Origin of the sequence: Streptomyces sp. NBC_00271, assembly GCF_036178845.1 — a bacterium.
Taxonomy (GTDB): Bacteria; Actinomycetota; Actinomycetes; order Streptomycetales; family Streptomycetaceae; genus Streptomyces.
In genome coordinates, this window is the sequence record NZ_CP108070.1 from 5,938,302 (window position 1) to 5,952,313 (window position 14,012).

General features: G+C 70.1%; 13 protein-coding genes, 1 tRNA gene and 1 pseudogene. 7 read left to right on the forward strand and 8 right to left on the reverse strand.

Features of this window, described 5'->3' with window-relative positions:
• From OG798_RS27115 to OG798_RS27125, 3 genes are all read right to left on the reverse strand, one after another.
• Positions 1–909, reverse strand: a complete 909-nt coding sequence (locus OG798_RS27115) for a bifunctional MaoC family dehydratase N-terminal/OB-fold nucleic acid binding domain-containing protein (protein WP_328757816.1) — start codon at positions 907–909, stop codon at positions 1–3.
• Positions 906–2,069 (reverse strand): acyl-CoA dehydrogenase family protein, encoded by a 1,164-nt coding sequence (locus tag OG798_RS27120; protein ID WP_328757818.1) that lies wholly within the window; start codon positions 2,067–2,069, stop codon positions 906–908. The genes OG798_RS27115 and OG798_RS27120 overlap by 4 nt, the downstream gene beginning before the upstream one ends.
• A gap of 223 nt (positions 2,070–2,292) precedes the next feature.
• The gene (locus tag OG798_RS27125; RefSeq protein WP_095853757.1) at positions 2,293–2,598 is read right to left on the reverse strand and encodes a hypothetical protein; all 306 of its coding nucleotides are present in this window, start codon (positions 2,596–2,598) and stop codon (positions 2,293–2,295) included.
• 361 nt (positions 2,599–2,959) lie between these two features.
• On the opposite strand from OG798_RS27125, the gene OG798_RS27130 reads away from it, so the two are divergent.
• From OG798_RS27130 to OG798_RS27140, 3 genes are all read left to right on the forward strand, one after another.
• Complete coding sequence (locus OG798_RS27130) at positions 2,960–3,880, forward strand: bifunctional DNA primase/polymerase (RefSeq protein WP_328757821.1); 921 nt, start codon at positions 2,960–2,962, stop codon at positions 3,878–3,880.
• Positions 3,881–3,890: 10 nt separating this feature from the next.
• Positions 3,891–4,322: a hypothetical protein gene (locus OG798_RS27135; RefSeq protein ID WP_095853755.1), complete on the forward strand. Its 432-nt coding sequence runs from the start codon at positions 3,891–3,893 to the stop codon at positions 4,320–4,322.
• A 146-nt stretch (positions 4,323–4,468) separates the two neighbouring features.
• Positions 4,469–4,822, forward strand: coding sequence for a VOC family protein (locus OG798_RS27140; protein ID WP_328757824.1), 354 nt, complete (start codon positions 4,469–4,471; stop codon positions 4,820–4,822).
• Positions 4,823–5,375: 553 nt separating this feature from the next.
• On the opposite strand, the gene OG798_RS27145 is transcribed toward OG798_RS27140, so the two are convergent.
• Positions 5,376–5,462: transfer RNA gene (locus OG798_RS27145), tRNA-Ser, on the reverse strand.
• Positions 5,463–5,782: 320 nt separating this feature from the next.
• Between OG798_RS27145 and OG798_RS27150 the strand changes: the two are divergent.
• A pseudogene (locus OG798_RS27150) lies at positions 5,783–6,079 on the forward strand (protein kinase family protein); the annotation flags it as partial.
• Positions 6,080–6,382: 303 nt separating this feature from the next.
• On the opposite strand, the gene OG798_RS27155 reads toward OG798_RS27150, so the two are convergent.
• From OG798_RS27155 to OG798_RS27165, 3 genes are all read right to left on the reverse strand, one after another.
• Positions 6,383–7,447 carry a CU044_5270 family protein gene (locus OG798_RS27155; protein WP_121415644.1) on the reverse strand — a complete coding sequence of 355 codons (1,065 nt, stop codon included), beginning with the start codon at positions 7,445–7,447 and terminating at the stop codon, positions 6,383–6,385.
• Positions 7,444–8,088 (reverse strand): RNA polymerase sigma factor, encoded by a 645-nt coding sequence (locus OG798_RS27160; protein WP_179436513.1) that lies wholly within the window; start codon positions 8,086–8,088, stop codon positions 7,444–7,446. The genes OG798_RS27155 and OG798_RS27160 overlap by 4 nt, the downstream gene beginning before the upstream one ends.
• A gap of 494 nt (positions 8,089–8,582) precedes the next feature.
• On the reverse strand, positions 8,583–10,058 hold the full coding sequence (locus OG798_RS27165; protein ID WP_095853751.1) for a S1C family serine protease: 1,476 nt from the start codon (positions 10,056–10,058) through the stop codon (positions 8,583–8,585).
• A gap of 267 nt (positions 10,059–10,325) precedes the next feature.
• On the opposite strand from OG798_RS27165, the gene OG798_RS27170 reads away from it, so the two are divergent.
• The 3 genes from OG798_RS27170 to OG798_RS27180 all read left to right on the forward strand — a co-directional run bounded on the left by OG798_RS27170 (position 10,326) and on the right by OG798_RS27180 (position 13,067).
• The gene (locus OG798_RS27170) at positions 10,326–11,135 is read left to right on the forward strand and encodes a glycerophosphodiester phosphodiesterase (RefSeq protein WP_121415643.1); all 810 of its coding nucleotides are present in this window, start codon (positions 10,326–10,328) and stop codon (positions 11,133–11,135) included.
• Between the two features lie 137 nt (positions 11,136–11,272).
• On the forward strand, positions 11,273–11,911 hold the full coding sequence (locus OG798_RS27175) for an ATP-binding protein (RefSeq protein WP_121415642.1): 639 nt from the start codon (positions 11,273–11,275) through the stop codon (positions 11,909–11,911).
• A 190-nt stretch (positions 11,912–12,101) separates the two neighbouring features.
• Positions 12,102–13,067, forward strand: coding sequence for a DUF5926 family protein (locus OG798_RS27180; protein ID WP_328757828.1), 966 nt, complete (start codon positions 12,102–12,104; stop codon positions 13,065–13,067).
• 233 nt (positions 13,068–13,300) lie between these two features.
• On the opposite strand, the gene OG798_RS27185 is transcribed toward OG798_RS27180, so the two are convergent.
• Complete coding sequence (locus OG798_RS27185) at positions 13,301–13,897, reverse strand: hypothetical protein (protein ID WP_257016696.1); 597 nt, start codon at positions 13,895–13,897, stop codon at positions 13,301–13,303.
• Positions 13,898–14,012: the final 115 nt, after the last annotated feature.

Sequence of the window (14,012 nt, forward strand, 5' to 3'; positions counted from 1 at the left end):
TCAGCGTCCCCCCTCCGCACCGGCCCGGAAGACCGGCAGCACCAGCTCCTCGTCGTACCGCTCGAACCTGAGCCGCACGGGCATCCCGATCCGCACCTTGTCGGACGGCACCCCGATGACGTTGCTGACGATCCGGACGCCCTCGGCGAGCTCGATCAGGCCCACGGCGTACGGAGGGTCGAAGGCGGGGAACGGCGGGTGGTGCATGACGACGTACGAGTAGACCGTCCCGTCGCCGCTCGCCTCGAGCGTGTCCCACTCCGGGGAGCCGCACGCGCCGCACCCCGGCAGCCAGGGAAACCGCAGCGTCCCGCAGCCGCCGCACCGCTGGATCAGCAGCTGGTGCCGGCCGACGCCCTCCCAGAACCCGGCGTTGTCCCGGTTGACGACCGGTCGCGGCCGGGTCGCCTTGGGCTTGGCGCGCGCCGGGGCGTACTTGAGGATCCGGAACCGGTGCGTCCCCGCCGGCTCTCCGTTCGCCCGTACGTCCATCCGTGTCGTGACGAAGTGCCCGGTGCCCAGCTTGGTGGTCTTGCGCTCGGAGACCGACTCGATCACCGCGTCGAAGGTGATCTCGTCGCCGGGCCGCAGCGGGCGCAGGTACTCCTGCTCGCAGTCGGTGGCGACCACGGAGGTGCAGCCGGCCTCGTCGAGCAGGCCGAGCAGCTCGTCGTACGCGTCCGAGCGGCCCTCGTGCCCGGACAGGCCGCCCATCGTCCACGCCTGGAGCATGGTGGGCGGCGCCACGGCGTCCGGGCCCGTGTACGCCGCGTTGGTGTCGCCCATCGCCTCGCACCAGTGCCGGATCATCGGCTCGTTGACCGGGTCCTTGCCCACGCCCGCGACGGCGGCCGCACGCCCTTCGTACGCCTTGAGCCGCGCCTCCAGCTCGGCCGCCTCGTCGCTCACCGCCGCCCCCTCGTCATCCCGAGCCGCATGGTCGCCACGATCTCCCGCTGCACCTCGCTCACCCCGCCCCCGAACGTGTTGATCTGCGCCGCCCTGTTCATCCGCTCCAGCTCGCCGTCCCCGAACACACCCGGCGAACCGGAGCGCACCAGCGCCTGCGCACCCACGACTTCCTGACACATTCGGTACGAAGCGACCGCCGATTCCGTTCCCGCGACCTTCACGCCACTCGCGTCGCCCGGGGCCAGCCGGCCGGCCCCGACATCCCCCACCAAACGCCAGTTGAGCAGGCGTGATGCCGCCAGCCGGGCATGCACCTCGGCCAGCCGAAAACGCACCCAGGGCTCGTCAACCCGACGCCGCCCGGTCACCGGATCGGGGGTGCGCGCCGCCCGCAGCGCGGCCGCGTAGAAGTCCTCGGCCTGCATGCCGATCGCGGCGAGGGCGACCCGCTCGTGGTTGAGCTGGTTGGTGATGAGATCCCAGCCGCCGTTCTCCTCGCCGACGAGGTTCGAGGAGGGGACGCGGATGCCGTCGTAGTACGTGGCCGTGGTGGTCAGCCCGCCCACCGTCTCGATCGGTGTCCACGAGAAGCCCGGCGCGTCCGTGGGCACGAGGACGATCGAGATGCCCCGGTGCTTGGGCGCGTCGGGGTCGGTACGGCAGGCGAGCCAGATCCAGTCGGCGTGCTGGGCGTTGGAGGTGAAGATCTTCTGCCCGTCGATCAGCCAGGACTCGCCCTCCCGCACGGCGCGGGTGCGCAGCGAGGCCAGGTCCGTACCCGCCGAGGGCTCCGAGTACCCGATCGCGAAGACGAGGTCGCCCCTGAGGACGCACGGCAGGAAGTACTCCTTCTGCGCCTCGCTCCCGTACTTCATGAGGGTCGGTCCGACGGTGTTCAGCGTGACCATCGACACCGGCGCTCCGGCCCGGTACGCCTCGTCGAAGAACACGAACTGCTCGTCGGCTCCGCGCCCTTGGCCCCCGTACGCGACGGGCCAGCCGATGCCGAGCAGTCCGTCGGCGCCGATGCGGCGCAGCAGCGCGCGCTGCCTGCCGGGGTCGTCGGCGGGCGGGGGACCGTCGGGCATCAGGTCCCGGAAGTACGTACGCAGTTCGGCGCGCAGCCTTTGCTGGCGCTCGGTGGGGGCGAGGTGCACGGCGGCGGCCCTCCCGGACCTCGTACGAACAAGGTTTTCTGACTGTCCGTCAGATAACGAGGGCTGTCAAGGTCACGACGGGACCGTCGAGGACGGACACGCGAAAACGCCTGCGCGACGGCACCGAAGCACCGTCGCACAGACGCGTTACTACCCCACAAAGCACCCCACACGGTGCTTCAAGGCCGGTGAGCCCGTCGAGGTCGGGCGAACCGGCCCCGGCTCACCAGAGGCGGGTGAAGTTGATGACGGTGTGCGACTGGTCGATGGCCGTGAACGCGGAGTTCTTGACCTGAGCCGTGTTGCTGTGGTTCGAGGCCCCGAATCCGACCGCTTGCTGCTGTGTGGTCGAGGAGTTGCCGCTGTTGTCGTGTCCGACCCCGCTGCCGCTGACGGTTGCCACGCCCGCGTTCGATCCGTCGTCCGCGAAAGCGCCGTTGTCCGCCGCGGCGACGCCCGTGAAGAGGGCGGCGGCGAGGGGCAGCGCCGAGACGGCGGCGAGAACACGGGCGGTACGGATGCTTGCCATGTGAATTCCTCCAAGAACCGGATGTACGGACCGGCGTGAACCGGGAAGTACTGCTCGTTCCAAGGCGGTTGGCCGACCGCCCCGGCGCTGATCACGACGTCGCGACTCCAGAGTTGCCCACCGAATCCCCACCGAACCACCCCGGAAGCCGTGATTCGCCCTCAAGCGTGAGTACATGTCGATAAACCCTCTTCATGACAAGAAACCGCAGATCAGACTGGATCGGACAGCTCGACCCCGGGCGCCCCAAGAGGGGAACCGTTCCGCCACTTTTTGGCCAATCCTCCCCAAATCCCCTTCCCGGCGCCCCCGCGCACGGCAAGCCCTTCCCTTTTTCGAACACTCGTACGAACATGGATGCATGGCCACCATCGACCGGCAGGCCACGACCCTGGCCCTGGCCCACGCCCTGTCCGCCGCCGAACGCGGACTCGCGGTGATCCCGCTGTCCCGCACGAAGCTCCCGGCCCTGCGCTCCCCCCACCGCGACGACCCCGATCCCGACCCGACGTCCCCTCCCTGCCACGGCGCATGCGGCCGCTTCGGACACGGCGTGTACGACGCCTCCACCGACCCCCGCCGCATCCGCGCGCTCTTCGCCGCCGCGCCCTGGGCGACCGGCTACGGCATCGCCTGCGGCCTCGATCCGCACCGCCTCATCGGCATCGACCTCGACACCAAATCCGGTACGGACTCCTCGGCCGCCCTGTGCGAACTGGCCCTGCGCCACCTGTTCACGATCCCGGAGACGGTGGTCGTGCTGACCCCGAGCGGCGGCCGCCACCTCTGGCTGACCGGACCGCCCGACGTGGTCGTCCCCAACTCGGCGAGCCGACTGGCCCCGGGCATCGACATCCGCGGCGCCGGCGGCTACCTGGTCGGCCCCGGCTCCCGCACCGAGCACGGCGTGTACGCAACGGCCCCGGGCACCGCCCAGTTGGCGCCCGCGCCCTGCCCGCGCGAACTCCTGCGCCTGCTCACGCCCCCGCCCCGCGCGCACCACCACGCGCCCCCTGCGACCGGCCAACACGGCCAGGGGCTGGTCCAGTTCGTGCTCGCCGCCCACGAAGGCCAGCGCAACACCCGCCTCTTCTGGGCCGCCTGCCGCGCCTACGAGAACGGCATCGGCCCGGAACTGACCACCGCCCTCGTCGAGGCCGCCCTCCGCACCGGCCTCACCGAACGCGAGGCCCGCTCGACGATCGCCTCGGCGTCCCGGATGACGTTCCCACGCCCCTGGCCACCGGAAAACGGAACGACACCACGAACCGCCCGTCCCTAGGCTGCGGGCCATGGCACTGACCCGCGTCACCCTCACCTCGGGCAGAACCGTCGAGATATCCGACCTGCGCCTCACCTCGACCTACGGCGGAATGCTCGAGGGCTACCCCTTCAAGCGCTGGAACGACCGCCTCGTCGACGGCCTGGCCCGGCGTACCGCGGCGGCGTTCCCCAACACCCCGACGCACCTCGTCACACCCCACCGAGACCATCCGGACCTGCCCGCCCGCGGCTTCGGCCCGGTCGAACTGCTCCCCGCCGTGACCTGCGTCGGCCTCTTCCTTTCCAGCGCGGTCGACCCCGCCGTCGACCCCGTCCTGCACCGCTCGGCCCTCGCGGTCGCGTGGTTCCAGGCCACCCCCGACATCCCGTCCGGCCACACCGCCGATCCGACCCTGCGCGCCATCCCCTGGGAGGAAGCCGCCCAGGACTTCGAACTGTGAGCCGTCGACGGTGGACGGGATGGGAGCGGGGGAGAGTGGTGGGCCGGAGCGGTGGTTCGGGAGGCCGACCAGTCAGCCGCTGCGTGGCTTCCCTCGAGCGCTTCAAGCGCCTTCTCTCGAAACCCCGGTAGGCCTAGGCTCGGCTGATGACCTTGGAATGGCACAACGTAATTGTCCACTCGGCAGATCCGGAGGCCCTGGGCCAGTGGTGGGCCGAGGCTCTTGGTTGGGTTGTGGTCCACACCTCTGATGTGGAGTTCGCGATCCGCCCGGAGCCGGATCGCCTGCCGGGGTTGGAGTTCGTCCGGCTTGATGAGAGCAAGAAGGCCAAGAGCCGACTGCATCTCGACTTCGTGCCTGGTGATCAGGACGCCGAGGTGGCTCGCCTGGAGGCTCTTGGCGCACAGCGTGTCGATATTGGTCAGGGTGACCAGTCCTGGGTTGTCATGGCAGACCCCGAAGGCAACGAGTTCTGTGTCCTTGGCCAACGACCTCAGTGAGAACCCCTGACAGCGCGCATGTCCAGCCTGGCGGGCTTGCCGTTCAGAGACGCGTCAAAGCCGCAACGAGCTGACATGTGCTGACGGCCGCTGCCGTCAGCACACCAGGGTGTGAACCCCGGCCGCCAGGAAAACAGCTCCCGCGATCCCGAATTGGATCCGCATGATGGTGAGACTCCACCAGGGCGTTCCGTACCGGGCCCGCAGCCTGAACACCACGTCCGCCCAATCCCACACCCACACGTCCATGCGCTCCGCCGACCGCTCCGTACAGGGCGCGGGGAGAGGGGCGGCATGGTTGATCAGAACTGGGGCGATGGCACCGAGTACCACCGGGCCGTGGGGCGGGCGTCGGTCATGGTGGCGGTCGCCTCGTGTTGCTCGTTGGTGGCGGTCGGGTTCGTTGTCCTCACTGTCTTCGGCGTGGGCGCCTTCGTGGCTCTCGTGAACGCTCTCAGCAGTTGGGTAACTGACGGGCAACCACGGTGGTTGACGGACAACGCACATGAGAACGGCCCCCGACCGATTTACCTGGTCAGGGGCCGTTCACCTGCGGTGGGTGTGGGATTTGAACCCACGGTGACATCGCTGCCACGACGGTTTTCAAGACCGTTCCCTTAGGCCGCTCGGGCAACCCACCTAGGCCCCGCCCACCAGGGTCGGAGCGGCTACAGCCTACCCGGCCCCGAGCGTCTCGCGGGGGCATGGTCCACACGGGGTCCACTGGCTCTGTTCCGCGCCCCATGCCCACTGCGCCAATCATCAGCACCCGGTCCGCGGCCCCAGGCCGACGCGGGTAAGCCGAGGACTGTGCTGGCCTTGTCGGCATCCCCAGAGAGAACGGCCCCGCTGGGCCCTGTGCCCGCGCCCTCCCGCGACTCCTTGGAGTAAGAGCTATGCAGCACCAGGGGCAAGATGCTTTTCCGCCCGCTCACTGAGTCCCAAAATGTCTGCAACGCGCTCCACTACGAGGCACCGGAGATCGCGCGCAGCCTGCTCGCCACCAGGGAAGCCGAGCCGACGCAGGAAGCCGACATCTACGCACTCGGCGCCTCCCTGCTCATCTCCGCCACCGGCTGGCGGGCCGTCGAGTACGCCGACGACGCTCCGCGCCCCGTACAGAGAGGAGCAGTGGCGAACGGTCGGCGGCGTCCCGTCAAAGCGCCCGGTGAGCTGGGTGAGCTGATCGACGCGATGCTCAGCCATGCCTCTGAGAACCGGCCGACGATCTACGAGGTGGGCAAGGCCCTGAGCTGATCCCGAAGGCCCGGTTTATCCGGCGCCACTCACGCGGCGAAAGCCGACAACAAATGAGAAGCGGGCCCGCAAGGCGACGCGGCCGGTACCGATTCCGCCGGTTCTCGTGAGGCTGGTCCGCGAGCACGTCCAGGAGTTCGGCACCGGCGAGGATGGCCGGCTGCTTCGTGCGGCTCAGGGCGGCCACCTCCTGTCCAAGGAGTACGGGGAGGCGTGGAAGGTCGCCCGACTCGCAGTGCCGCTCGACGCGCCGGTCCTGATCGCGTGGCGACATATACGCTGCCCAGCGAGGCGATCGCGTTCTTACGCACCGGTACCTTGCGCGCCGGGGCGCTGCTTCTGGGCGTCGACGACGGCCCGCTCCAGCACGGCGGTGTATTCGAGGACCGTGCCAGGCTTGACGTCGTCGGCCTGCTTGACCTGGACACCGCGGCTGCCGAGATAGGCGTACGTCTTGCGGTCGAAGATCCACTCGGTGCGATCGCCGCTCTGCTGGTCGACGTGGGCCAGGGCGATGCCCTCGCGTCCCGCGGCGTCCGTGACATGGTCCACCACCACAACCCCGGGGATCTTGGCCGCGGCCCGGTACAGCGCTGCGTTCAGCTTCGCCGGTGCGAGCTGCTCCCCCAGCAGGTCGCCGACCGTGGTGAATGCCTCCTGGTCCGGGGAGTTCCCCTGGCCCTTGGTCTCCTTGTAGATCTTCTTCAGCAGGGCGTCCGGGTCGGTGGGCAGCGTCTTGAGGTAGTCGTAGGAGGGGGCGTTCAAGCTGCTCTCGACGTCGCTGTTGAGGGTGACACCGCCCTTGGGCTGGTACCCGGGCTCGTCCAGCCAGCCCTGCTTGCCGTCGGGGGAATTCCATGCCTCACGGATATGCAGGGGCTGGACCAAGGTCTTGGACTTGTCTGTGTCGGTGTGCAAGACGGAGAGGTAGGAGACCTTGCTCTTGATGTAGATGTACTGGCCCGGGCCGGGTTCGGGCGTCTTGTCGGCCGAGGCGGCGGCGGCGATGTGCTCGACGGTGGAGGCGAGCTGGGCGGTGCTGCCGGGCTCGATGCGGACGACCGGCGCTTCGACCGGGGGCGGGGTGGCCGCGGTCGTGCGGCTGCCCCCGGAACCGGTCAGCGCGGTGAAGGCGAAGGCGCCGGCCAGGCCGGCAGCGGTGACCGGGACACCGATCAGCAGGACACGGCGTGCCACGCGGCGGGACGGCGCAGGGGCGGGTGCAACGGGCTGGATCTCGCGCATCAGGTGCTCCTCGAGAAGCAGGTGACGGTCGAGCGACAGGTGCGGGTCTCCAGGCGCCGGCAGCAACCGGGCCAGCTCCGCGTGGTCCAGCGACTCCTCACGCCGAGACTTCTTGCGGATCATTCGGACCTCTCCTCGTACGACTCGTGTGACCGGGCCGCAGAAGTGCGGCCGCCCTGTACTTGTCCGTTGCGCGGTAGCGGTTCCCTGCGTTTCCTCAGTTCTTCGTCGGCCAGCTTGCTCAGTCGTTTGCGGGCGCGGGACAGGCGGGAGCGCACGGTGCCGACCGGGACGCCGAGCACGGCCGCCGCCTCCGCGTAGCCGAGCCCGGACCACACACAGAGCGTGAAGACCTCGCGCTCGCTCCGGCGCAGCTTCTTCAGCACCCGCTGGGCGGCAGCCAGTTGGTCGGCATCGGCTATGCGGCCGACGAGTTCGTCGGCGAAGTCCGGGACCGTTTCCTTGGCCGGCAGGCGCTCCAGGGCCCGCTGGTGGCGGCGCGCAGCGCGGGTGGTGTTGCGCAGTACGTTCACGGCGATGCCCATCAACCAGGGGCGCGGACTGTCGCCCTCGTCCCGCAGCTTGACGCGCAGCCGCCACGCCTCCAAGAAGGTCAGCGAGACGATGTCCTCGGCGACGGTCCAGTCCCCGGTCACGCGCACCGCGTGCCGGTGGACCAGTCGGGCGTGGTCACGGAAGAGCTCGCGGAACGCCTCGGGGTCGCCTGCCCGTATCCGGGTGTGCAATGAGTAGTCCACGTCCATCCTTGTCCACACGGCAGGGCAGGTTCCCGTGGCGTGCGTCACACGGTCAGGAGACATGGGGCTCCGCGGCCAGGCTCGCACACCACGGCCGCCATCTCCGTGGGCTGAGCCACATCTCGGGCGGCAGCGAGTACCGGGCGGCACGGGAGGCCAGGTCCGGGCGACGATGCCGTCCAGGTGATGACTCGCGGGTCCTGATGACCCGCGGGTCCCGGCGCCCCTGGGACGGTTCACACCTCGGACCAGGCAAGGCCGCTGAGCAGCGGATTCGCGGACCTGGTCCGCCGGTTCCTGGTCCACGCCTGGTCCACACGCGCTGACGCACAACGCGACCGGGCCAGATCAAGGTGAGACAGGCGCCATACAGATGGGGTGCCACTCACTGAGTGACACCCCATCCGACCAGCACGTCCATGAACTGCGGCGGTGGCCGCTCGGGCAACCCGCCCCGCGACACCGGCGATCGTCGGTGGCGCGGGGACAAGACCGACCGGTCAGCTGTCGCCGTCGCGCTGTCCGAGGGTGACCTCGGCCGTGTGGGTCTTTCCGTCGCGCGTGTACGTGAGCTTCACGACGTCGCCGGGCTGGTGGGTCCAGATCTCGCCGATGAGGGTCGGGCCGCTGTCGATCACCTGGTCGTCGAGCTTGGTGATGACGTCGCCGGGCTTGAGACCGGCCTTGTCGGCGGGGCCGCCGGAGGTGACCGCCGCGGAGCCGCTCGCACCCTGCTCGGTGATCTTCGCGCCGCCGGTGCCGTCCTCGAGGGAGACCGAGGCGCCGATCACCGGGTAGACCGGCTTGCCGGTCTTGATCAGCTGCTGGGCGACGTGCTTCGCCTGGTTGATCGGGATCGCGAAGCCGAGACCGATGGAGCCGGACTGGCTGGTGCCGCCCAGACCGCCGCTGCTCGAGGACTGGATCGCCGAGTTGATGCCGATGACCGCGCCCTGGGCGTCCAGGAGAGGGCCACCGGAGTTGCCCGGGTTGATCGAGGCGTCCGTCTGCAGGGCGCTCATGTAGGAGGCCTTGCTGCTGGCACTGCCGTCGCTGGAGGCCACGGGGCGGTTCTTGGCGCTGATGATGCCCGTGGTCACCGTGTTCGAGAGGCCGAAGGGCGCGCCGATCGCGATCGTGGAGTCGCCGACCGCCACCGCGTCGGAGTCACCCAGGGTGAGGGGCTTCAGGTCCGACGGCGCGTTCTTGAGCTTGATGACCGCGACGTCGTAGCCCTGCGCGTGGCCGACGACCTCGGCGTCGTACTTCTTGCCGTTGGGGAAGGTCGCGGTGAGCTTGCCGCCGTCGACCGCCTCCGCCACGACGTGGTTGTTGGTGAGGATGTGGCCCTGGGTGTCGAAGACGAACCCGGTGCCGGTGCCGCCCGAGCCGCTGCTGCTCTCGGCCTCGATGGTGACGGTGCTCGGCAGCGCCCTGGCGGCCACGTTCGCGACCGTGCCCGAGGCCCGCTTCACGTCGCCGCTGCCGCTCGGCGCGGAGACGGTCGTCGAGTCGGTGGAGTTGTCGTTGTTCTTGGCCAGCGAGTAGCCGATGCCGCCGCCGACGCCGCCCGCGACCAGCGCGGCCACCAGGATCGCCGCGACCAGGCCGCCGCGCCCGTTCTTGGGCTTCGGCGCGGGCTGCCCGTAGGAGGAGCCCCAGCCGCCCGCTCCCGAGCCGCCACCGTCCGCGTACGAGGGAACGGCGGGCGGCGGGGGCGGCCAGCCCGCCTCGGCGGCGGAGACCGGCGCTCCGGGGGCGTGCCCGTGCGCCTCAGGAGTCCCGGCGCCCATCGACGCGTACGCCGGTGTCTGCTCCGGTGCGCCGGGGGCGCTCGGAGGCACCGCCGGGAGCTGGGCGGTCGGCGCGCCCCCTTCGGGCGCAGCGCTCTGCGCGGAAGCAGCGGGAGTTTCCACCGGCACAGGAGGTGCGGACGGGGCCGGGGGTACTGCAGTGCCCTCGTTCTCGGTGCTCACAGCTCTTCTCCTCGGTCCACGGCTGTTGTTCTCGGTCGCACTCGGTCACGCTCACTCACGCTTGTCAGACGGTCCGGCGCGATGCAGCTGTGCTGGTGTGCATGTGCTTTTTGTACGCCGTCAGCTTTTCCCACGGGACGTCAGAGCACCATAAGCGGTGGCTGTGGGTCCAGGACCATCCTTTATATCGGGCTTTTTATACTAAAAAGAAACATTCGTGGTGTCTCGGCCCTCACGTCGGCCCTGTGACGGTGGCACCATGACGCGGTGACCCACGCACGACAGCACCCGATTCAGGTCGTCGCCCACCGCGGGGCCTCCGAAGAGGCTCCCGAGCACACGCTGGCCGCGTACAAGAAGGCGATCGAGGACGGTGCGGACGCCCTCGAGTGCGATGTACGGCTGACCGCGGACGGACATCTCGTCTGTGTGCACGACCGCCGCGTCAACCGTACGTCCAACGGCCGCGGAGCCGTCTCCGCACTGGAGCTCGCCGACCTCGCCGCCCTGGACTTCGGCTCCTGGAAGAACCGCGACGAGTCGCCCGACTGGGAGTACGACCCCGGGGACCCGCAGGACACCTCCGTCCTCACCCTGGAGCGACTGCTCGAACTCGTCGCCGACGCGGGCCGCCGCGTGGAGCTGGCCATCGAGACCAAGCACCCCACGCGTTGGGCGGGCCAGGTCGAGGACCGGCTGCAGCTCCTCCTGAAGCGCTTCGGCCTGGACGCCCCGGCGAGCGCCGCCACCTCTCCGGTGCGCGTCATGAGCTTCTCGGCGCGCTCCCTGCACCGCGTCCGGTCCGCGTCCCCGACGCTGCCGACGGTCTATCTTCTGCAGTTCATCTCGCCCCGGCTGCGCGACGGACGACTGCCGGCCGGTGTCCGGATCGCGGGCCCCTCGATGCGGATCGTACGCAGTCACCCCGGATACATCGAACGGCTGAAAAGAGCCGGTCATCAGGTCCACGTCTGGACGGTGAACGAACCCGAGGACGTCGATCTCTGCGTTGAACTGGGCATCGACGCCATCATCACCAACCGCCCACGCGCGGTGCTGCGTCAACTCGGCCGCTGACCTCGCGGCTCGTCGTCCGGAAACCACCGCTCGAGGTGCCGACGACGGCCGTCGAACCACGTCAACCACCGTCGAAATCCAGCCACACGGTTACCAGGAGTGCACCGGCGCGTTCGTTCCGTATTCGATCGTTACGAGTGCGTCAGCAGACGTGGATTGGCCGGTTTCCGGTCCAGCCCAAAGGGGCATCCACACCGTGGCGTGGGGCAAAGGAGGTCTCGGGGGTGGCGTTGGTGGTGGCACGGGAGGTGCCCACGTCGTCGAGCATGGCCGTTCCCCATGGCCCTGCGGGCGTGGGGAAAGCAAGACATCGGATGCGCGATCAACTGCGCACCGGTGGAGTGACGGAATCGGTCATCGACGACGCCGTACTGATCCTTTCCGAACTTTTGAGCAATGCGTGCCGGCACGGCAGGCCCCTCGGCGACGCCCTCGCCGGGGACGGCGACGTCCGGGCCGCGTGGCGCGTCGACGCGTCCGGGAGGCTCACCGTCGAGGTGACGGACGGCGGTGGTCCGACCCGCCCGGTTCCCGCCACGCCCTCGGTCACCGCACACGGCGGCCGCGGGCTGAACATCATCACGGCGCTGGCCAAGGACTGGGGCGTACGGGACGACACCCGCGGAGAGGTCACCGTGTGGGTCGTCGTCCAGGACGACGTGACGGACACGGCCGCCGCGCGCCGGCGTGACGACTTCGCTACGCGCGTCGCGTCACCGGGTGTGACGGGGCTGCCCGGGCTGGACTTCGCGGACGCCTTCGACGACTTGGACTGACCAGGAGACGGGGCAGGGCGGGGCGGACCGGAGCGGGACCGGACGGGGCGGAAACCGCGGGCGGAAGCCCCGGACGGAAGGCCCGGTTCCGAGACGACTCGGTGCGTTGTCCACAGGGTCCCGTCGGCCGACGTACGAGCGGCTAGGCTCGCGCCAGTACGAGACGAGCCGTGATCGGGAGACACCCACGATGGCCAAGAAGCGACCCCAGACGAAGGCCAAGCAGCCTCAGCTCAAGGACGGGGAGATCCCGGTAGTCGGCGCTCGCGAGCCCTGCCCGTGCGGCAGCGGCCGCCGCTACAAGGCCTGCCACGGCCGGGCCGCCGCACACGCGGTGACGGAGCTGGTCCAGCGCCCCTTCGAGGGCCTGCCGCGCGAGGGCGACTGGGTCGCGCTGCGCGAGCTGGTGCCCGCCGCCACGGTCGAGCTGAAGCTCAAGGAGAGCCTGCCCGAGGGAGTTCCCTCGGTGACGCTCGCCACCGTCCTGCCGATGGCCTGGCCCGCGCTGCGCCGCGACGACGGCTCGGTCCTGATCGGCCTGCAGAACGACACGGCGTCCGGCGACATCAGCCGCGACCTCGCCGACACCCTCCAGCGCGCGCTCACGGCCCAGCCCGGCACCCCGATCCAGGGCCGCCGCGCCCCGGCCGACGGCCCGCGACTGCAGGAACTGCTCGACCCCGAAGGCGCGTTCGAGCCAGTTGTGCACTCGGGCTTCGAGTTCTGGGTCCCGGACGCGGAGCACTCGACACCGGAGGTCGCCGCCTCCCTGGAGCGGGCCAACGCGGCGGCGATCCCGACCGTGAAGCTCTCCGGCGTGGACGCGGCGTACTGGTGCGAGACCCCCGACAAGAACCACCTGCGCTGGGTGATGCCGTACCCCGAGGAGCAGCTTCTGGACGCGCTCGCGCGGCTGCACGCGGCCGGTCGCTCGAGCCTCGGCGAGGGCACGCGGCTGGTCGGTTCCTTCCGCGCGCACGGGCTCACGGTGCCGGTCTGGGACCTGCCGACGGGCGTCACGGCCGACGATGTGGAAAAGCCGGCGGCCGAGTTCGCCGAGCGCCTCGCGACCGCCCTGGCCGCGGGCACACCGCTCACCCCGGACGAGCGGCGGGCACGCGGCGGCCTCACGAACCGACAGGTCACGCTCAGCTGACACACAGCCGGGGCACTGACCGACCGGTCAGCTGGTCGGTGCTTCACGGAGCAGGTGACTCCTGTCACAACTCCCGGCGGTGACAGGTAAATCCGTGTCCGAATAGCCGAGATCGAATTTGCGAACCGCCGATCTCTTGTTACCGTTCGAGTAGCCCGGTTGCTGGTGCATCCCCCGTCGCCAGCAACCGGGTCTTTCCATGCGCGGATTTTCCCGCCGCGTCAACCGCCTTGCTACGGGGCCGAGTTGCTCCCCAAGGCGCTCCCCGAGGCGCTCTCCGCCTCGCTTCCCGACCGCAGCAGCATCGGCCCGCTTCCGGCGCTCCTCGCGAACTCGGCGACCGCCGCGTACGCCCCCACACCCCCCGCCGTACGCCCTCTGGGCGTCTCGCACACCCCCGGGTCGTCCTCGGCGCGCACCACGCAGTTCATCTCCACGGTGCGGCCACCGGGGCCCATGAGGCTCAGTGCGGATCTCAGCTCGTCACCGGTCGCGTTGCGGTAGTAGGTGCGCGCCCAGGTGTCCTCCCCCTGGGTCATGACGCAGGTCTGCGCTTCGATCCCGTCGGGGGAGGAGAGTTCGGGGCCGCACCGGGCGGCGGTGGCCCGGCCGAGGCCCAGAAGCCGTGGCGCGGGCGCGGAAGCGGGAGGGGTCTCGGAAGCGGGAGGGGTCGCGGAGGCGGAACGGGGCGCGGCGGGGGCCGCCGTTCCCTTGTCGTCGATCCTCCGGGACGCGCGTACGGCCTCGGAGCTCCCGTCACCGACGGGTCCTGCGGAGGCCACGGTCAGTGGCAGGGCGACCGCGAACACCACGAGGCCCGCCAGCGCCACCAGGCGAACCCTCTCGTGGTCCGGCCCGGAACGTAGAGACGATGGGGCTCTGTGTCCCCCGGAATGACGCTGCATAGTGCGGAACATAACGAGCGCGGGTGGGCGCGCGGCTCAC